The following is an 18969-nucleotide window of genomic DNA, read 5'->3' on the forward strand; positions in this document are numbered from 1 at the left end:
ATCGTTCGCGCGGGCGCGCGGTTTGCGCGCATCGCCGTGCGTTGCATCACTGGATTGCACTCACGCTGGCGCGGCAGGAACGGAAGCGACGTGGCGCGCCGCGTCATCTGCGGAGAACGCGTCATGCTCAAACCGACTTATCCGTACTATCTGGCGAACGAAGCCGTCGCCGCCAACACCGATCTCGAAGTCACCGACAAATACAGCGGCGAAGTCGCCACGCGCGTCGCGCTCGCCGATGCGAAGGCGATCGACCAGGCCATCGCCGCCGCCGAAGCCGCCATGCCCGCGCTGCGCGCGTTTCCGCCGTTCAAGCGCCAGGCCGTGATCGATCATTGCGTGGCGCGCTTTCGCGAGCGTTTCGACGAACTGGCGATGGCGCTGTGCATCGAGGCGGGCAAGCCGATCAACGATTCGCGCGGCGAAGTCACGCGCCTGATCGACACGTTTCGCGTGGCCGCCGAGGAAAGCGTGCGCATCAACGGCGAGATCGTGAATCTGGAGATTTCGGCGCGCGCGAAGGGCTATCGCGGCTACGTCAAACGCGTGCCGATCGGGCCGTGCTCGTTTATTTCGCCGTTCAATTTCCCGCTCAATCTGGCCGCGCACAAGGTCGCGCCGGCGCTCGCGGCGGGCGTGCCGTTCGTGCTGAAGCCGGCGAGCCGCACGCCGGTGGGCGCGCTGATCATCGGCGAGATTCTGGCGGAAACGGATTTGCCGAAGGGCGCGTTTTCGATCCTGCCCGCGCATCGCGACGGCGCCGATCTCTTCACCACCGACGAGCGTTTCAAGCTGCTTTCGTTCACGGGCTCGCCCGCGGTGGGCTGGGATCTGAAGAAAAAGGCCGGCAAGAAGAAAGTGGTGCTGGAACTGGGCGGCAATGCGGCGGCCGTCGTCGATGCCGATCAGGGCGCGAAGCTCGATTACGTGGTGGAGCGGCTGGCATTCGGCGCGTATTACCAGTCGGGGCAGAGTTGTATCGGCGTGCAGCGCATTCTGGTGCATGCGTCGCTCTACGATGCGCTGCGCGACAAACTGATCGCCAAGGTCAAGACGCTGAAGATGGGCGACCCGAAGGACGAGAAAACCTTCGTCGGGCCGATGATCTCGGAATCTGAAGCGCAGCGTCTGAGCGGCTGGATGGAAAGCGCGGTGCTGGCGGGCGCGAAAATTCTCGCGGGCGGGCAGGTGGACGGCGCGATGTTCGAAGCCACGCTGCTGGAAGACGTGGGGCGCGGCACCGATCTCTACCGGCGCGAGGCGTTTGGCCCGGTGGCGATTCTCGAGCGTTTCGACGATTTCGGTCAGGCGCTGGATATCGTCAACAACAGCGACTTCGGCCTGCAGGCGGGCGTGTTCACCGATTCGCTCGCCAATGCGCACCGCGCGTGGGACGGGCTCGACGTGGGCGGCGTGGTCATCAACGATATTCCGTCATTTCGCGTCGATAACATGCCGTATGGCGGCGTGAAGGATTCGGGGCTCGGTCGCGAGGGCGTGCGCTATGCGATCGAAGATATGACCGAGCTTCGGCTGATGGTGATGCGCGAAACCTGGTGAAAGCGGTGGCCGGCGCGCGGGTCTGCGATCAAAGGTCCAGACCGCGAACGCCGCGCGCTGTTGCAGAAGCGCGTCCGTGCGGCCATAGGGATTTATGCCGAGGTGCTACAATACTGGCCTTTCGCCGGATTGCGCCTGCGCAAAACCCGAGCGGAAAGCAGTCAGCAACGAGCATCGAATCCAGCGGCCGGGCCAGCGAGCACGGGCCGCCACGCAGCCAGGCGCGCGCCTTTCGAAACGCGTGCCCGCGCGTAAATAAGGGAACGAGCCTTGGTGAGCCAGGACGGGTCGAGCGCGGCGTACCGCCAGCGCACCCCGCACCAGACGCCACCAGTCGGTGCCATACGGCGCCAGTCCGCGTAAGCGGACCGTTCCACAAGCTGTCCGCCGTGACCGGTCAAACCGGGCGCGCCGGGCAATGCCGGGCAGAAGGAAGCTGCGCCCACGCAGCCTCTGCCAGCACAACCGCAGTCCCGCAGTGATTATTTGAGGCGCATGGCGCCTCGTGCGCCTAGCGCCTTTATAGCGAAACCCACCATGTCCGACACCGACGTCAAGCCCAGCACTGTGACCTTCGATCAGTTCGGCCTCGCGCCCGACATCCTCAAGGCGATCCAGGAGCAGGGCTACACGACGCCCACGCCCATCCAGGCGCAGGCCATTCCCGTGGTCCTCACGGGCCGTGACGTGATGGGCGCCGCCCAGACCGGCACCGGCAAGACGGCGAGCTTCTCGCTGCCGATCCTGCAACGCCTGCTGCCGATGGCGAGCACGAGCGCATCGCCCGCCCGCCATCCGGTGCGCGCGCTGATCCTCACGCCGACGCGCGAACTGGCCGACCAGGTCGCCAACAACGTGCGCACCTACGCGCAGCACACCGCGCTGCGCAGCGCCGTGGTGTTCGGCGGCGTCGACATGAATCCGCAATCGGAAGAACTGCGCCGCGGCGTGGAAATCCTGATCGCGACGCCGGGCCGTCTGCTCGACCACGTCCAGCAGAAGACCACGAACCTCGGCCAGGTGCAGATGCTCGTGCTCGACGAAGCCGACCGCATGCTGGACATGGGCTTCCTGCCGGACCTGCAGCGCATCCTGAACCTGCTGCCGAAGGAGCGTCAGACGCTGCTGTTCTCGGCCACGTTCTCGCCGGAAATCAAGAAGCTCGCCGCCACGTATCTGCGCACGCCGCAGACCATCGAAGTCGCGCGCAGCAACTCGACGAACGCGAACGTCACGCAGATCGTTTATGAAGTCGCGGAAGGCGACAAGACCGGCGCGGTCGTGCAACTGATTCGCTCGCGCGGTCTGAAGCAGGTGATCGTGTTCTGTAACAGCAAGATCGGCGCGAGCCGTCTCGCGCGCCAGATCGAGAAGTCGGGCATCGTCGCCGCCGCGATTCACGGCGACCGTTCGCAGAACGAGCGTATGCAGGCGCTGGACGCGTTCAAGCGCGGCGAGATCGAAGCGCTGGTCGCCACCGACGTGGCCGCGCGCGGTCTCGACATCGCCGAACTGCCGGCCGTCATCAACTTCGACCTGCCGTTCAACGCCGAAGACTACGTGCACCGCATCGGCCGTACGGGCCGCGCGGGCGCCACCGGCGACGCGCTGTCGCTGTGCAGCCCGAACGAAAAGAAGCAGCTCGCCGATATCGAAAAGCTGATCAAGCGCCCGCTGACGATCGAGCATCTGGTCGTCGATACGCCGGTGACGCATCACGAAGGCGGCAGCCGCCGCCGCGAGCGCGATGCGCACGAAGGCCGCGAAGGCCGTGGCGAGCGCGAAGCGCGCGGTGAACGCAGCGAGCGTGCCGAGCGCGGCCATCGTCGCACCGGTAGCTTCGAGCGTCCGCATCACCATCGTTCGCAGCCCGTCGACGACTTCTTCCTGAAGCCCTACGAGCCGTCGCCGAACGCGCGCAGCAAGGCCGATAACCATGCCGAGCCGGCCGCCGCGCCGCAGAAGTCGAAGCAGCCGCTGGCCGCGCTGCTGGGCGGTCTGGGTTCGTCGTGGCGTAACAAGCCGAATTCGTCTTCGTCGTCGGAATAAGACGATCGCGACGTAAAAACGGCGTGCGGGGTGAAAACCCGGCAGGCCGTTTTTTTATGCCCGCGATCTTTATGCGGGTAGCTGGGCGAGACGCCGCTTCCAGGCGTCGATCGCCCCGGCCTGAAACGCTTCGAGCGTTGCCGGCGCGGGATCGGCCAGATCGAGCCCCAGATGTTTTGCGGCCGCGAGCAGCGCGTCGAGCGGGTGTGCCGCATCCAGCGCCTGCGCACCGTTTTGCTTCGAGAGTTTTTCGCCATCGGCGGCGGTGACGACCGGCACGTGCAGATACGTCAAGGCGGGCGCCTTCAGGCACTGTTGCAGCCAGATCTGGCGCGCGGTGGAGTCGAGCAGATCGGCGCCGCGTACCACGTGGGTGATGTCTTGCGCGGCATCGTCCACGACCACGGCCAGTTGATACGCCCACTGGCCATCGGCGCGCAGCAGCACGAAATCGCCGACTTCGGTGGAAAGATCCTGTTGCTGCGGGCCTTGCCAGCGATCGGCGAAATGGATCAGCGCGGGGTTTTCTGCGCTCGCGGGCGCATCCGCCAGTGTGTCGTCTGGCACGCGCAAGCGCCAGGCGCGCGCGGTTTTGCCGTGCAGGCCGCTGCGGCAGGTGCCGGGATAGATCAGCGTGGCGTGGCGCCGGTGCGCGTGCAGTTGCGAATCGGCGATTTCCTTGCGCGTGCAGCCGCACGGATAGACGTGACCCGAAGCGATCAAGGCGTCGAGCGCCTCGCGATACAGACCGGTGCGCTGGCTTTGCCAGACGGGCGGTTCATCGGCGTGAAAGCCGAAGCGCTCCAGCGTGGCGAGAATGTCTTCGGCCGCGCCGGGCACCGTGCGCGGACCGTCGATATCCTCGATACGCACGAGCCACGCGCCGTCATGCGCGCGCGCGTCGAGCCAGCTGGCCAGCGCCGAAACCAGCGAGCCGAAATGCAAAGGGCCGGTAGGCGAGGGCGCGAAGCGCCCGCGGTAGCCGGAAGCGGTGGCGCTCACGCGCGTGTTACGCGGCGTGCGCCGCTGCGGCCGTGTCCGTTGCCTGCGCGCGCGCCGGATGGCACGCCGGGCAGCTCTTGCCCACTTCGTAAAGCGGCGAGGCCTGTTCAGCCTCCGTGACGACGGCGCGGCAGGCGAAGCACTGCACCGTGCCGGTGGGTTCGAGTTGCGGATTCAGCGCGGTGCGCTGGTCGAACACGAAGCAGTCGCCGTTGTAATGCGCGCCGCCCACTTCTTCGAAGTACTTGAGAATGCCGCCTTCGAGCTGATAAACATGCTCGATCCCCACTTCCTTCATGTGGATCGCGGCCTTTTCGCAGCGAATGCCGCCGGTGCAGAACGACACCACGGTCTTGCCTTCGAGATCGGCGCGATTGGCTTCGATCACGCCCGGGAATTCGCTGAATTTCGTCAGACGGTAATCGAGCGCCTGGTCGAAGGTGCCGAGGTCGATTTCGAAGTCGTTACGCGTGTCGAGCATGACGACCGGACGGCCCTGGTCGTCGAAACCGCGATCGAGCCATTCCTTGAGCACGACCGGCGCGACCGACGGCGCGCGGCCTTCTTCGGGACGGATCGCCGGCTTCTTCATGGTGATGATTTCGCGCTTCAGACGCACGAGCATGCGATTGAACGGGCGATCTTCCGAGAAGCTTTCCTTGAACTGCAGCGTGGCGAACTTGCCTTCGAAAAGCGGGTCGGTACGCACGAAGTCCATGAAGGCGCGCACGTTGGGCTCGTCGCCCGCGACAAACAGGTTGATGCCCTCGGGCGCGAGCAGGATCGTGCCCCGCAGATCGAGTTCATTGCAGCGCGCGAGCACGAGCGGACGCCATTCGGCGGTCTTCTCCAGCGTCGCGAACTGGTAGGAGGAAAGGTTGAGGATACGCATGGCCAACAAACACTCAAAGCTGATTCGGACGGGCCCGCAGTCAGTGAGGCGGGCGCAATCCGCTATTATCCCTCAACCTGGCGGCGAGGCGTCTGGAGCACGTTGTCTCGCCGGCCGAAGTGTCGCGTGGTGCTGACGGCGCGCAAGCTCGCGCGCCAGCCGCATCCAGGCGAAAGCACGCAGGAAAGCGGCGTCGAAGCCCCATTTTGCGACTGCCCGCAGCGGCGAAAAACGCCGGACCGTAGAGGTACAATGTCGCCCATGTCAGATCCTCGCTTCGTCCATCTCCGCGTCCACTCCGAATTCTCGATTGCCGATGGCATCGTGCGCCTCGACGACCTCGTCAAGGCCGCGGCCAAAGACGGTCAGGGCGCGCTCGCGCTCACCGACCTGAGCAACGCATTCGGCCTCGTCCGTTTTTATTCAGAAGCCCGTGGCAAAGGGGTCAAACCCATTGCCGGCTGCGACGTCTGGATCATGAATCCGGACGACCGCGACAAACCTTCGCGCCTGCTGCTGCTCGTGAAGGACAAGGTCGGCTACCTGAATCTGTGCGAGCTGCTGTCCAAGGCGTGGCTCACGAATCAATATCGCGGCCGCGCGGAAATCGACACCGCCTGGCTCGAAGGCAGCCTCGGCGAAGGTCTGCTCGCGCTCTCGGGCGCGCAGCAGGGCGACGTGGGCCTCGCGCTCGCGGCGGGCAACGTCGAAAGCGCGAAGCGCCACGCGCAGCGCTGGGCGAAGCTGTTCCCGAACGCTTACTACATCGAACTGCAACGCTGCGGCCAGCCGGGCGGCGAGCAGTACATCGAGCAGGCGGTCGCGATCGCGGCGGAACTGAAGCTGCCGGTGGTCGCCACGCACCCGATGCAGTTCATGACGCACGAGGAATACACCGCGCACGAAGCGCGCGTCTGTATTTCGGAAGGCGACATGCTCGCCAATCCGCGCCGCCAGAAGCGCTTCACGACCGAGCAGCGTTTTCACACCCAGGAAGAAATGGCCGCGCTGTTCGCGGACATTCCCTCGGCGATCGCGAACACCATCGAAATCGCCAAGCGCTGCAATCTCACGCTCGAACTCGGCAAGCCCAAGCTGCCGCTCTTCCCGACGCCCGACGGCATGTCGCTCGACGACTACCTCGTGCAACTGTCGAAGGAAGGGCTGGAAAGCCGCCTCGTTCAGCTTTATCCGAACGAAGCCGAACGCGAGAACGAACGCGCGCGCTACAACGAACGTCTGGAATTCGAGTGCGGCACCATCATCAAGATGGGCTTCCCGGGCTACTTCCTGATCGTTGCGGACTTCATCAACTGGGCGAAGAACAACGGCGTGCCGGTGGGCCCTGGCCGGGGTTCGGGCGCGGGCTCGCTGGTCGCGTACGCGCTGGGCATTACCGATCTGGACCCGCTGCGCTATAACCTGCTGTTCGAGCGTTTCCTGAATCCGGAACGCGTCTCGATGCCCGACTTCGACATCGACTTCTGCCAGCACGGGCGCGACCGCGTCATTCAGTACGTGAAGGACAAGTACGGCGCCGACGCCGTCTCGCAGATCGCGACCTTCGGCACCATGGCCGCGAAGGCGGCGGTGCGCGACATCGGCCGCGTGCTCGATCTCGGCTACATGTTCACCGATGGCGTGGCCAAGCTGATTCCGTTCAAGCCGGGCAAGCACGTCACCATCGCCGACGCGATGAAGGAAGAGCCGCTGCTGCAGGAGCGTTACGACAACGAAGACGAAGTGCACCAGCTGCTCGATCTCGCGCAGCTCGTGGAAGGTCTCACGCGTAACGTGGGCATGCACGCGGGCGGCGTGCTGATCGCGCCGGGCAAGCTCACCGATTTCTGCCCGCTCTATACGCAGGGCGACGAAAGCGGCGTCGTGAGCCAGTACGACAAGGACGACGTGGAAGCCGTCGGCCTCGTCAAGTTCGACTTTCTGGGTCTGACCACGCTGACGATTCTCGACTGGGCCGAGCGCTATATCCGCATGCTCGATCCGTCGAAGCAGGACTGGTCGCTCGCCCAGGTGCCGCTCGACGACGCGCCGTCGTTCCAGATCCTCAAGAAAGCGAATACGGTCGCCGTGTTCCAGCTGGAAAGCCGCGGCATGCAGGGCATGCTCAAGGACGCGCAGCCTGACCGCTTCGAGGACATCATCGCGCTGGTGGCCTTGTATCGTCCGGGCCCGATGGATCTGATTCCGAGCTTCTGCGCGCGTAAGCACGGCCGCGAAGTGGTGGAGTACCCGGACCCGCGCGTCGAACCTGTTCTGAAAGAGACCTACGGCATCATGGTCTATCAGGAGCAGGTGATGCAGATGGCGCAGATCATCGGCGGCTACTCGCTGGGCGGCGCCGACTTGCTGCGTCGCGCGATGGGTAAGAAAAAGCCCGAGGAAATGGCCAAGCACCGCGAAATTTTCGCGGAAGGCGCGGCGAAGAACGGCCTCACGCGCGAGAAAGCCGACGAAACCTTCGACTTGATGGAAAAGTTCGCGGGCTACGGCTTCAACAAGTCGCACGCGGCCGCGTACGCCTTGCTCGCGTATCACACGGCATGGCTCAAGGCGCACCATCCGGCCGAATTCATGGCGGCGAATATGTCGCTCGCCATGGACGACACCGACAAGGTCAAGATCCTGTTCGAAGACTGCGCGACCAACAACCTCAAGGTGCTGCCGCCGGACGTCAACGCGTCGGCGTATCGCTTCGAGCCGGTTGCCGATTCCCACGTGGCCGAAGGCAAGCGCTCGCGCACGATCCGCTACGGTCTGGGCGCGATCAAGGGCAGCGGCCAGAACGCCATCGAAGAAATTCTGCGCGCACGCAAGGAAGGCGGTCTGTTCAAGGACCTGTTCGACTTCTGCGAGCGCATCGACCGTCGTCTGGTGAACCGCCGCACGGTCGAAGCGATGATCCGCGCGGGCGCGTTCGACACGATCCACGCGAATCGCGCGCAGTTGATCGCGTCCGTGCCGATGGCGATGGAAGCCGCCGATCAGGCGAGCGCCAACGCCATGCAGGCGGGTCTGTTCGACATGGGCGATGCGCCGCTGGCCGCGCACGAACTCGTCGACGAACCGGCGTGGGAAGAAAAGCGCAAGCTGCAGGAAGAGAAGGGCGCGCTGGGCTTTTATCTGTCCGGCCACCTGTTCGATGCCTACAAGGGCGAAGTGCGCCGCTTCGTGCGCCAGAAGATCGGCGAACTCAAGGAAGGGCGCGACAAGCTGGTAGCGGGCGTGATCGCTTCGCTGCGCACGCAGATGACCCAGCGCGGCAAGATGCTGATCGCGCTGCTCGACGACGGCACCGGCCAGTGCGAAGTGACGGTGTTCAACGAGCAGTTCGAGGCGCACAAGGCGCTCTTCAAGGAAGACGAGCTGCTGGTCGTGCAAGGTGGCGCGCGCAACGACGCGTTCACGGGCGGCATCCGCTTTACCGTCGATACCGTGATGGATCTGGAGCGCGCGCGCAGCCGCTACGCGCAGGCCGTGAAAGTGCAGATGAACGGTAACGCCGATGCCGGCGCGCTGCGCACGGTGCTCGAAGCGCATCGCGCCAAACCTGACGATTCGCTGCCCGCGCCGGTGATGGAAACGCGTGGGCGCGGCGGCCGCGATGGCGGTGGTGGTGGATTCGGCGGTGGCCGTGGCCGCGAGCGCGAACAGGTCGTGATTCCGAATGGCCTCGCCGTGCAGATCGTTTATCGCAACGAGCGCGCGGAAGGCGAAGTGCGTCTGGGCGACGCCTGGCGCGTCAAGCCCACCGACGATCTGCTGGCCGCATTGCGCGGCGAGTTTGCCGGCAGCGCGATCGAAATCGTCTACTGATCGTTATTGCGCGAGCAGCAAAGCAAAACGGGCGGCCTCGCTGAGGTCGCCCGTTTTTTATCGTGAGGCGAGCTTTATCGCTTCTTCGCCACTTTGCCGTCGCGCGTGAGCAGCGCGAGCTTGGCATAGCGGTAGTAGGTCGTTTCGGCGTTGTTGATCGCGAGCATCAGCCCTTCGGCGCCATCGAGGAAACCCGCGCGTATCACCCACGTGCGGAAAAACGCCCAGAAGCCTTTGCCCAGCGCCTTCGCCAGCGACGAGCGCTTGCCGGCTTCGGCCATCGTCAGCGCGCCGGCGCTCGAATAGGCGTTGGTCTTTTCCAGCGCTTCGTGCAGATCGGGCATCGAGATATGGATGATCGGGCCGTCGAGGCGGCCGATCGTGCCGTCGATTTCCAGATGCGTATGCGTGCGCACATCGGTGAAACGCGCGCTGCCGCGCCGGAACAGACGCTCGATACGGTCGGGCCACCAGCCCGAATGGTTCATGAAGCGCCCGCAAAAGCTCGAACGGCGCGGCGTGCTGAAGGCGTTGTGCGGCGTGCCTTTGGCCAGAATCGCGGCAATTTCCTTGCGCAGTTCCGGGCTCAGGCGTTCGTCGGCGTCGAGGCAGATGACCCAGTCGCCGCGTGCTTCGGCGAGCGCGCGATTCTTTTGCGGGCCGTCGCCCGGCCAGTCGGTTTCGAAAACGCGCGCACCGAGTTCGCGGCACAGATCGGGCGTGCCGTCGGTGCTGCCGGAGTCGAATACGATGGCTTCCAGCGCCAGTCCGCGTACCGATTCGAGGCAATCGCGAATGTCGTGCGCCTCGTTCATCGCGACCACGATCACGGAAAGCGTGGCGGGCGGCGTGCCGTGGGCGTCGGGGCCCGGGCGTGTCGGAGAAAGTCCGTCGGACATGAAATGTGCGCCTGTTCTGATGCCGAAGAGCCGGCGCGAGCGGTTCGAGCGTCGATCGACGGCTGACCGATTGTCGGTTTTTACCGACCCATCGCGCGGATTCTTCGTGTATTGATTGCTTATTCTGACGGTGTATTGCTCAACCTGGCAGGCCAGGCGCGCAGAGGTGCGTATTCTAGACCATGCACGACGGGTAACAGACCGGAAGGCGCTGCAAGGGACGGAAAGCAGCGGCAAGCAGTAGAAAGCAGCGTGCCCGCAGCCTGTCTGATGGATCGAGCGGGCCGCCGCGCCGACCGTATACAATGCGTACCGCGCTGCCGCAGCGTTCTCCTGACGTTGCTGCGGCCGATTTCAGAACACGCTTTCCAGAGGATTCCTTGAGCGAGAAGCCCCGACAATCCACCCTCAGCAAGCCGATCGGCGATGGCCAGGCCTCGAACCCGGGCTCGGTCGGCCGCAGGCTGTGGCCGTATCTCAAGCCGCTTATCTGGGTCTCGATCGCTGCTATCGGCACGCTGGCCATCGTGGCCGCCACCGAAGCCGGCATTCCCGCGCTGCTCAAGCCGCTGCTCGACCACGGTTTCGGCACCAAGGGCAGCACGAACGCGACCTGGATCGTGCCGGTCGCCGTGATCGGCCTTTCGCTGGTGCGCGGCCTGGCGCAGTACGCCTCCGGCTATCTGCTGCAGTACGTCTCGAACAAGATCCTGCTGGAACTGCGCCTGAAGATGTTCGAGCGCATGATTCACGCGAGCGTCGGCTTCTTCCAGCGCGAGACGGCGAGCACGGTCATCAACGCCATCGTGTTCGAGGTCAACCAGATCCTGAACGTGCTGATGTCCGTGCTGGTGACCTCGGTGCGCGACTCGCTCACCGTGATCTTCCTGCTCGGCTATCTGTTCATCCTGAACTGGCGTCTCACGCTGATCGTGGCGGTGCTGCTGCCGGCGATCGGCTGGCTCGTCAGCAAGATCAACCGCCGCCTGCGCCGCCTGAACCGCGATTACCAGTTGCTGACCAACGACCTGTCGTACATCGTCGAAGAGACGGTGGGCGGCTACAAGGTGGTCAAGGTGCACAACGGCGAGCAGTACGAGATCAACCGTTTCACCGAACTGAGCAAGCGCCTGCGCGGCTATCAGATGCGCATGACGGTGTCCGGCGGTCTGGCCCAGCCGATCACGCAGTTCCTCGCCTCGATCGCGCTGGCGATCGTGGTGACGATCGCGGTGGTGCAGGCGTCGCACGATCAGACCACGGTGGGCGGCTTCGTGTCCTTCGTCACGGCGATGCTGCTCGTGATCTCGCCGCTCAAGCACCTGATCGACGTGAACCAGCCGCTGCAGCGCGGCATGACGGCCGCCGAGCTGATCTTCGGCCTGATCGACGAACCGGCCGAACCGGCCGGCGGCGGCAAGCCGCTCGAACGCGCGCGCGGTGAAATCGAGTTCCGCGATGTCTCGTTCGCCTATGGGCCGGAAGGGCGTCCGATTCTGGAGAGCGTGTATTTCACGGCCGCGCCGGGCGAGATGATCGCGCTGGCGGGCCCGTCCGGTAGCGGCAAGACCACGCTCGTGAACCTGCTGCCGCGCTTTTTCGATCCGAGCGGCGGCCAGATTCTGGTCGACGGCGTGCCGGTGTCCGAGTACGACATCCATGCGCTGCGCAGCCAGATCGCGATGGTCAGCCAGGACGTCACGCTCTTCAACGACACGGTCGCGAACAACGTCGCCTATGGCGAGACGGCCGATCTCGAACGCGTCGAACGCGCATTGCGCGCGGCCAACCTGTGGGACACGATCGCGGCGCTGCCCGACGGCCTCAACACGATGGTCGGCGATAACGGCATGAAGCTCTCGGGCGGTCAGCGCCAGCGTCTGGCGATCGCGCGCGCGATCTACAAGGACGCGCCGATCCTGATCCTGGACGAAGCGACCTCGGCGCTGGATTCGGAATCGGAGCGCCATGTGCAGGCAGCGCTCGAAACGCTGATGAAGGGCCGCACGACGCTCGTGATCGCGCACCGTCTGTCCACCATCGAGCGTGCCGACCGCATCCTCGTGATGGAAGCCGGGCGCATCGCCGAGCGCGGCTCGCACCAGCAACTGCTCGAACAGCGCGGCCTCTACGCGCATCTGCATAAGATCCAGTTCCAGCAAAGCGCGGCTTGATCGCAGCGGCGCTGCGGCGCTACAAAGCACAACGGCCCATCGCGTCTGACGCGATGGGCCGTTTTCTTATGGCGCGTGCAACGAGTGTGCGGTGGGGCTCAGCGGTGCATCAAATACCGGCGGCAATCTCGCGACGGCGCGAAACGATGATCGCGAGGAACGTCACGGTGAGCAGCGAGACCAGCACGACGACCTGGATCGGCACCAGCACGTCGATCGTCAGGCCGAACAGGATCGTGCTGAACGAGACCGCGAGACCGCTGCACGCGGCCGTGCGGATCACGGTGTCGCTGTCGCGGCGCGCGCGCCAGAAGTGCAGCGAAGTGCCGAAGTAGATCGTCAGCAGGCTCAGCGCACCCATCGTCCCCATTTCCGCGATGGCCGAGAAAAAGTCGCTGTGCGCGCGCTCGTTGACGATGTCGTGGCTCGCTTCGCCGCGATTCGCGAGGTCGCCCAGCGCCGCTTCGAGATGACCCTTGCCGACGCCATAGACCGGATGGCGCTCGAACAGGTGGATCGACGCGCTCCAGAGCTGCAGGCGCAGACCGACCGAAGTGTTCTTGTCGCCGCGCTGCATGAGCGCGACGTCGGCATCGGCATCAGCGATACGGTGCTGGATGCGATCCGTCGACAGCAGCGCACCGATGAACGCAGCCAGCAGCGCCACGGCCACCACCACGCGCTTCCAGTGCGCGAACCAGCCGTACTGGACGCCCAGCAGCAGCATGAAGACCGGAATCGCGATCCAGCCGCCGCGCGTGCCCGAGAGATAGGACACGAAGCCGCCCGCGACCAGCGCGACCAGCTTGACGGCGAGCGCGAGCGGGCGCGCCTTGCGGTCCCAGCCGAACGTGAAAATTGCGAGGAAGGCCAGCAGCAGGGCCGTATCGCCGAACGGAATGGCGTTCGTGTAGGAATTGGTCAGGCGCTCGGTCTCGCTCCAGCCGCCCACCGGACGGTCGATGATCACCCAGGCGCTCGCGGCCAGCGCGCCGAACGCGCAGCCCCAGCCGATTGCCGTGAGATAGCGCGACGGCACGCGGCTGAGCAGCAGGAAGATCGGCAGCGCGAGCGTGAAGCGCGACAGCGCGTCGAACTGGTGCGGCGCCCAGTAGCGCATCAGGGCCTGCTGCAGCACGATCACGGCGATCGGCACGAGCATGGCGGCGGTGTACCAGCCGTATTCGCGCCACGGCGCGAAGTAGCCGGGTGTGCGCCGGAACGCGTAGAGGCCCCAGAGCGCAAGCGCGAGCAGCAGGAAAAAGGCGTAACCCGTGCCGCCGCGCCAGACCAGGTTGGTGGCGGGACCGAGAATCAGCAGTAGGGAAACAAAGGGAGCCAGGCGGCGCAGGGAAGTCGTTGTATCTTGATTCATGTCGGCCGGCGCGAAACGGACGGGCAGTCAGTTTGTTGTGTCGATGTAGCCGGCGGGCGCCATTGGCGCCGTGCGGGCAGGGATGAACGCTCTCATGCCCAAGGTCGGCCGATTATACCGGAGGCCCTTCCGGCCCGGCAGGACGCTCCGGGAAAGCCCCGCCCCGCGGGCATTACGCGAACTTTCCAACGGTATCGCGCGAATCGCGGACGATATAATCGGCCCCACGCGATTCCTGCACAAAAAATGACATGTCGGACGGTTCATGAAGGTTGGTATTTCTGCAAACGCGCTCAAACATAGCGGCGGCCTGGAACGCTATGCGATGGACCTCGTTCAGGGCCTGGCCGCTCGCCAGATGCGCCCGGCGTTCTTCGCCCGCAAATTCGATCCGTCGCTTGCCGAATACGCGTTGATCGAGCCCCATCGCATCAATGTTTCGCTGCTGCCCGGCAAGTTGCGCGACCGCTGGTTCTCGTGGCGCCTCGCCGCGCTGCGCCGCCGCGCGGGCGTGGACGTGCTGATCGGCTGCAACCGGGTCGATTCGTCGGAGGTGGCGATTTGCGGCGGCACGCATCGGGGTTTCTTGCGCGCGACGCAGCGTGCGCTGCGCGGGTCTGATCAGCGCCAGATCGAACTCGAAAGCCGCCAATATGCGCAATCGCGCGTGATCGTCGCGCATTCTGCGCTCATGCGCGAAGAACTCCTCGAACTCTACGGCGTGGACGACGCGAAGATCCGCGTGCTGTGTCCGCCGGTCGACGGCGCGCGTTTTTCGCCCGTAGACGCCAACGCGCGCGCGGCGCTGCGCAAGCAATACGGCTTTGGCGAGCATGAAACGGTGCTGCTGTTTCCGTCGAGCAGCCATGCGCGCAAGGGCTTGCCGCTGATCCAGACCGTGGTGGAAGCGCTCGATCTGCCGGTGGTCGTGGCGGTGGCCGGGCGTCCGCCCGAGCGCACCAGCGAACACGTGCGCTACATCGGCTATGTGAAGGATCTCGAAAACGCCTATCGCGCCGCCGATTACACGATCCTCGCTTCTAAATACGAGCCGTTTGGCCTGGTCGGCATCGAGTCGGTGATGTGCGGCACGCCGGTGATCTTTTCGTCGAATATCGGTTGCTGCGATGCCATCGACGATCACGCCAAATACGTGTTCCGTCCCGATGACGCGGCCGATCTGCGCCGCACGCTCGAAACGGCAGTGGCCGCGCGCGGGCGTCGTATCGCTGGCCCGGCGGTGGCCGGCGGCGCGCATCCGGCCGTGCGCTACGACGCGAGCGTGGCCGCCCACGTCGATGCGCTGCTCGACCTCGCGGATGAGGTCAAAGCGGTCGTCGCGGCGGACATCGCTTCGTCACGATAACCGCGGTTGCGCCCGGGTTATCCGGGCGCGCTCGTCATCTGCCCCTTCTGTAACGCCCATCCAGTAAAGGTTTCAGCGATCTTTCCGAAGTCTGGAAGAGTCTAGTCCAGTCTTAGGGGTTAACCCTAGTGATCGATAAGCCTACGATGCGTACATCGGTCGCATGCACATACCGTCGCACGTCGGCCGTCTAGTCCAAACTGGAGGTCGTTACCATGAAGTCCCTGATTCAAGCCGTTGCCGTTGCCGCTGCCCTCGTCGTTCCCGTCGCTTCGTTCGCACAGCAAGCCCCCGTCACCCGCGCCCAGGTGCGCGCCGAGCTGGTCCAGCTCGAACAGGTCGGTTACCACGTCGGTGACGGCGACCAGGTGCACTACCCGGAAGCGATTCAGGCCGCCGAAGCCAAGGTTGCCGCGCGTAACGGCAACAGCGCCTACGGCGGTGTCGCGAATGCGTCGGAATCGGGTGTGCGCGGCGCTACGGTGTCGCAGCAAGACTGGAACGCGATGTACACGCGCTAAGCGCCTGAGCGTTCAAGCGCAAGAAGTAACGCGTCGCGCCGCGGGAGGGCAGCGCAACGCGTAGTGAACTGGAGAGCGGCTGGCGGCGTCAGGCGAGTGCCTGAAAGCTCAGAGCGCCGGCCGCATCGAAAGATACCTCCACCGTCGGTTCGCCGATGGTTTCGCCCGGGCACGGAATGGGTGTCCGGGCGCTTTTTCCTGAAGGCCGCCTGGCAGTTTGCTGGCGGCCTTCGTGCATTTTGCGCGGCGGCTTACGGCTGCGCGGTGGTTGCCGTCAGATCGACGCCTTCGAGTTGTGCGAGCAGGGCACGCGCCTCGTCGAGCGGATCGGCCGACATCGGATGGAAGGTGAAGCGCGGCGAGCGTTCGAGCGCGGCGAAATGCTTGCGCGTGCTGCGCGTGTAGGCGGGATCGTAGTGCTGCGTCACCAGCGCTTCGGACAGCTCCGCGCGCCGGTCTTCGTCGAGCAACTGGCACCACGACGCGATGCGCTCGCGCCCATGCAGCGGCGTGAGCTTGAGCAACTGCTCGCGGAAGTACTCGCGCTCGGCGAGCAGATGACCGTATTCCTCCAGCAGCAGCGCCACGCGCTCCTCCTGCGCCACCTGCACGACCACGCAAGGCGCGCCGTGCAGACCTTCGACCAGCGTGATCGGCAAGGTGATCGCGCCGATGCGCCGGCTTTCCGCCTCGACGAACACCGGCCGCGCCGCGTCGAACGCGTGAAACTGCTGCACGAGCGAGGTATCGAAGGCTTTTTGCGGCGGCTGCGCGCGCGAGGGCAGCGCCCCGAGCAGCGAACCGCGATGCGCGGCGAGCGCTTCCAGATCGAGCGTCTGCGCGCCAGCCTGGCCGAGCGCGTGCAGCAGACGCGTCTTGCCGCTGCCCGTGGGGCCGGTCAGCACGATATAGCGATACTGCTTCGGCAAGGCATCGAGCGCTTCGAGCACACTGCCGCGATACGCCTTGTAGCCGCCTTCGAGCTGCCGCGCGCGCCAGCCGATCATGTTGAACATCGCCGTCATCGAACCGGAGCGCTTGCCGCCGCGCCAGCAATAGATGAGCGGGCGCCAGTTGCGCGGCCGGTCGGCGAAGGTGGTGTCGAGATGTCTCGCGATATTGCGCGCGGCGAGGGCCGCGCCCACGCGCGTGGCGTCGAACGGCGACTGCTTGTAAAGCGTCCCGACGATCACACGCTCCTCGTTGCTGAGGACCGGCGCGTTGATGGCGCCGGGGATGTGATCTTCGGCAAATTCGAGCGGCGTGCGCACGTCGACGACTTCGTCGAATTCGCCGAGCTGGGACAGGGTGACGCGCTGGTGATTCAACTGCGGTACTCCGGTGGGGCAGGGACGGGGTGCGTGATTTACATCAGCACGATGTCGTACTGCTCCGATTTCTCTTGAGAAGCGCTTAAAAATCAAGCTGCTGGAATTGCTCGGGTTAAAAATCTCGCCACAAGCCGCCGCCTGGCTACTCATTCGAGGGCCGATGGCGTGAATACGGGATGATACACACTGACTGAACGCACAGGCTGATAAGCCAAAGGTGAACCGCTACACAAGCGGGCGAGCCGCTCCACTTCAAATTCTCCCCGTACTTGAGTATTCATCCCTGACGAACGCGGCGGCAATCCCCGTCCTGCGCGCGTACGACTGCGGCACGGCGTGCGCTCATCCCGCAAAACCTCGACCGCTCATGCGTTTAGCATTGAATCGTGTGAACCCGGGTTGATCGCAAATTGCGACACGCGAACGCGTGCTAGATATACGCACGGAAGATTGAACCGGAGGAGACATGTCGTTTCCGGAATGGGGGCGGTCGTACAACGCCCTGCACGTACCGTTGACGAGCGACTGGCAATGCTCGCTCGTACCGGCTCAAGAGGTAAACGAGCCCACCGCGTGGTGGAGCTTGTCTTACGATGAACGCCAGAGAAAGCGCAAGGAACGCGAGGAACAGATCGAACAGGACCGGCGCACCTTCGACCAACTGTTCCGGGTTTCCACAAGCCGTGACGCTGCATGCTCTTGTAGCGATTTCAGGGCCTATGCCGCATTTATCACTGAGCACTTGCGCATTTCGGGCCTGGCGGCCCCGGTCGATGGCGAAGGTGTGACGCGCATCCTCCGTGATGCGGTGCGTGACGGTCGGCTCGTTCCGTCGATCAACTTTGCCTGGCGGGGTACCCGGCGGGTTTCCCGTCCGTACGGGCCGCAAAGCTGGCCGAAGCGGCTGCCAGACCCGAAGCCGATTGTCTACGGGGTGCGCAATGGTCAGCTCATCCCGCTCAATGCAGACGGATCTTTTGTCGACCACACGCCATACGTGCCGATCAAGGTAAGGGCTGCAGCAGAGGCGAGCAGTGCCACCAGCGCGGGGGGCGGAGCGTTTGACTGCCTGGGGGCGGTGGAGGCTGCGGTAAGGGCTGCGGCAGAGACAGCTCCACGCGGCATCGACGATTCGGGGCTTGGCTTCATCAGCGATGATAGCGGTGACGCATCAACGCCTTTCGACGCTGCTGAAGTGTTCGAATATGGTGGCGGCGAATCACTGGGCGGCGATTCTTTCGACATCGCAAAGACACCCAACGAGGGTGAACCAGGGACGTGGTACACGAACCCCGGAAGTGGCCAGATGCGAATGTATGGAGGCGACCGCCAGCCGCTTGTTGACTTCGATTTTGACCACGACCACGGGCAGGGAAACCCTCACGCGCACAACTGGAGCGATGGAGCGCGCGGTTCCGGGCTTCCCTTTTCTCTATTACCGTAAGCGCTATTGGAGCTTGTATGGTCACCGGCACATTTGCCGATATTCAAGGCATTGCTGAATTTCCCAGCTTTCACGACGCAGAGTTATGCGGTATCGAACACGATCCTGGTGCGCGTTCCCTCGAACTTCGTTTCCGCCGGGTCGGCGGTGACGTGGCGCTATTTCAATTTTCTGGTGTGCTACGTCAACGCCTGATTGATTTCGCTGGCCAGAATGTCGCGTCGAGGCTCCTGATATCGCCACGCTATGCGTTTTCGCTGACCGAAGTTCGCACGTGGCTTCAGTGGATGAATAGTCGCGACGATGCAACAGGCGTAGCGATCAGCGAACAGAATGGCGAGGAGTGCGTCCGTGATCTGGCAGCGGGCCATCGCGTTCTGTTCGTATTGGAGCCGTCGTGCGGCGCAGAAATGGCCGTGCTCTGCGAGTCGATTTCACTGAAGGTGTAAACCGGGGCGAATGCATGGGAGTCGAGGCCTTCGGAGTGGCCGGGCGCTCCGGCTAGCGGGGCTTCCGGCCACT

13 protein-coding genes are annotated in these 18969 nt (G+C 64.5%); 8 read left to right on the forward strand and 5 right to left on the reverse strand.

Going from position 1 to position 18969, the window contains the following annotated elements; all coding sequences use genetic code 11:
* Positions 1 to 123: 123 nt before the first annotated feature.
* Both U5A67_RS02670 and U5A67_RS02675 read left to right on the forward strand, forming a co-directional pair.
* Positions 124 to 1560 (forward strand): aldehyde dehydrogenase family protein, encoded by a 1437-nt coding sequence (locus tag U5A67_RS02670; RefSeq protein WP_205986162.1) that lies wholly within the window; start codon positions 124 to 126, stop codon positions 1558 to 1560.
* A gap of 537 nt (positions 1561 to 2097) precedes the next feature.
* Positions 2098 to 3609 (forward strand): DEAD/DEAH box helicase, encoded by a 1512-nt coding sequence (locus tag U5A67_RS02675; protein WP_205986163.1) that lies wholly within the window; start codon positions 2098 to 2100, stop codon positions 3607 to 3609.
* A gap of 69 nt (positions 3610 to 3678) precedes the next feature.
* Here U5A67_RS02675 and gluQRS read toward each other — a convergent pair whose 3' ends face one another.
* Positions 3679 to 4611, reverse strand: coding sequence for a tRNA glutamyl-Q(34) synthetase GluQRS (gene gluQRS, locus U5A67_RS02680; protein ID WP_321814391.1), 933 nt, complete (start codon positions 4609 to 4611; stop codon positions 3679 to 3681).
* A 7-nt stretch (positions 4612 to 4618) separates the two neighbouring features.
* Positions 4619 to 5503: a sulfurtransferase gene (locus tag U5A67_RS02685; protein ID WP_321814392.1), complete on the reverse strand. Its 885-nt coding sequence runs from the start codon at positions 5501 to 5503 to the stop codon at positions 4619 to 4621.
* 252 nt (positions 5504 to 5755) lie between these two features.
* Here U5A67_RS02685 and dnaE point away from each other — a divergent pair, with 252 nt between their 5' ends.
* Entirely contained in the window at positions 5756 to 9337 is a 3582-nt protein-coding gene (gene dnaE / locus U5A67_RS02690) for a DNA polymerase III subunit alpha (protein WP_205986166.1), read from the forward strand.
* A 74-nt stretch (positions 9338 to 9411) separates the two neighbouring features.
* Here the strand turns inward: dnaE and U5A67_RS02695 are convergent, their stop codons facing one another.
* On the reverse strand, positions 9412 to 10236 hold the full coding sequence (locus U5A67_RS02695) for a glycosyltransferase family 2 protein (RefSeq protein ID WP_321814393.1): 825 nt from the start codon (positions 10234 to 10236) through the stop codon (positions 9412 to 9414).
* 380 nt (positions 10237 to 10616) lie between these two features.
* Between U5A67_RS02695 and msbA the strand changes: the two genes are divergently transcribed.
* Positions 10617 to 12410 (forward strand): lipid A export permease/ATP-binding protein MsbA, encoded by a 1794-nt coding sequence (gene msbA / locus U5A67_RS02700; protein WP_321814394.1) that lies wholly within the window; start codon positions 10617 to 10619, stop codon positions 12408 to 12410.
* Positions 12411 to 12519: 109 nt separating this feature from the next.
* Here msbA and U5A67_RS02705 read toward each other — a convergent pair whose 3' ends face one another.
* Positions 12520 to 13785 carry an O-antigen ligase family protein gene (locus tag U5A67_RS02705; RefSeq protein ID WP_321814395.1) on the reverse strand — a complete coding sequence of 422 codons (1266 nt, stop codon included), beginning with the start codon at positions 13783 to 13785 and terminating at the stop codon, positions 12520 to 12522.
* A 265-nt stretch (positions 13786 to 14050) separates the two neighbouring features.
* On the opposite strand from U5A67_RS02705, the gene U5A67_RS02710 reads away from it, so the two are divergent.
* Together U5A67_RS02710 and U5A67_RS02715 are read left to right on the forward strand one after the other, a co-directional pair.
* Complete coding sequence (locus U5A67_RS02710; RefSeq protein WP_321814396.1) at positions 14051 to 15151, forward strand: glycosyltransferase family 4 protein; 1101 nt, start codon at positions 14051 to 14053, stop codon at positions 15149 to 15151.
* A gap of 215 nt (positions 15152 to 15366) precedes the next feature.
* Complete coding sequence (locus U5A67_RS02715) at positions 15367 to 15672, forward strand: DUF4148 domain-containing protein (protein ID WP_205986171.1); 306 nt, start codon at positions 15367 to 15369, stop codon at positions 15670 to 15672.
* A gap of 251 nt (positions 15673 to 15923) precedes the next feature.
* Here U5A67_RS02715 and mnmH read toward each other — a convergent pair whose 3' ends face one another.
* The gene (gene mnmH / locus U5A67_RS02720; RefSeq protein ID WP_321814397.1) at positions 15924 to 17000 is read right to left on the reverse strand and encodes a tRNA 2-selenouridine(34) synthase MnmH; all 1077 of its coding nucleotides are present in this window, start codon (positions 16998 to 17000) and stop codon (positions 15924 to 15926) included.
* A gap of 469 nt (positions 17001 to 17469) precedes the next feature.
* Between mnmH and U5A67_RS02725 the strand changes: the two genes are divergently transcribed.
* Both U5A67_RS02725 and U5A67_RS02730 read left to right on the forward strand, forming a co-directional pair.
* Complete coding sequence (locus U5A67_RS02725; protein ID WP_321814398.1) at positions 17470 to 18447, forward strand: hypothetical protein; 978 nt, start codon at positions 17470 to 17472, stop codon at positions 18445 to 18447.
* Positions 18448 to 18464: 17 nt separating this feature from the next.
* A complete protein-coding gene (locus U5A67_RS02730; protein ID WP_321814399.1) occupies positions 18465 to 18896 on the forward strand; it encodes a hypothetical protein in 432 nt (143 codons plus the stop codon).
* Positions 18897 to 18969: the final 73 nt, after the last annotated feature.

Origin of the sequence: Paraburkholderia sp. J69-1 (assembly GCF_905220255.1) — a bacterium.
Classification (GTDB): domain Bacteria; phylum Pseudomonadota; class Gammaproteobacteria; order Burkholderiales; family Burkholderiaceae; genus Paraburkholderia.

Excerpts from the sequence above, each read along its gene's own strand:
- U5A67_RS02670 (WP_205986162.1), top strand. The coding sequence starts at position 124 with ATGCTCAAACCGACTTATCCGTACTATCTGGCGAACGAAGCCGTCGCC.
- U5A67_RS02675 (WP_205986163.1), top strand. The coding sequence starts at position 2,098 with ATGTCCGACACCGACGTCAAGCCCAGCACTGTGACCTTCGATCAGTTC.
- U5A67_RS02685 (WP_321814392.1), bottom strand. The coding sequence starts at position 5,503 with ATGCGTATCCTCAACCTTTCCTCCTACCAGTTCGCGACGCTGGAGAAG.
- dnaE (WP_205986166.1), top strand. The coding sequence starts at position 5,756 with ATGTCGCCCATGTCAGATCCTCGCTTCGTCCATCTCCGCGTCCACTCC.
- U5A67_RS02695 (WP_321814393.1), bottom strand. The coding sequence starts at position 10,236 with ATGTCCGACGGACTTTCTCCGACACGCCCGGGCCCCGACGCCCACGGC.
- U5A67_RS02705 (WP_321814395.1), bottom strand. The coding sequence starts at position 13,785 with ATGAATCAAGATACAACGACTTCCCTGCGCCGCCTGGCTCCCTTTGTT.
- U5A67_RS02710 (WP_321814396.1), top strand. The coding sequence starts at position 14,051 with ATGAAGGTTGGTATTTCTGCAAACGCGCTCAAACATAGCGGCGGCCTG.
- U5A67_RS02715 (WP_205986171.1), top strand. The coding sequence starts at position 15,367 with ATGAAGTCCCTGATTCAAGCCGTTGCCGTTGCCGCTGCCCTCGTCGTT.
- U5A67_RS02725 (WP_321814398.1), top strand. The coding sequence starts at position 17,470 with ATGTCGTTTCCGGAATGGGGGCGGTCGTACAACGCCCTGCACGTACCG.
- U5A67_RS02730 (WP_321814399.1), top strand. The coding sequence starts at position 18,465 with ATGGTCACCGGCACATTTGCCGATATTCAAGGCATTGCTGAATTTCCC.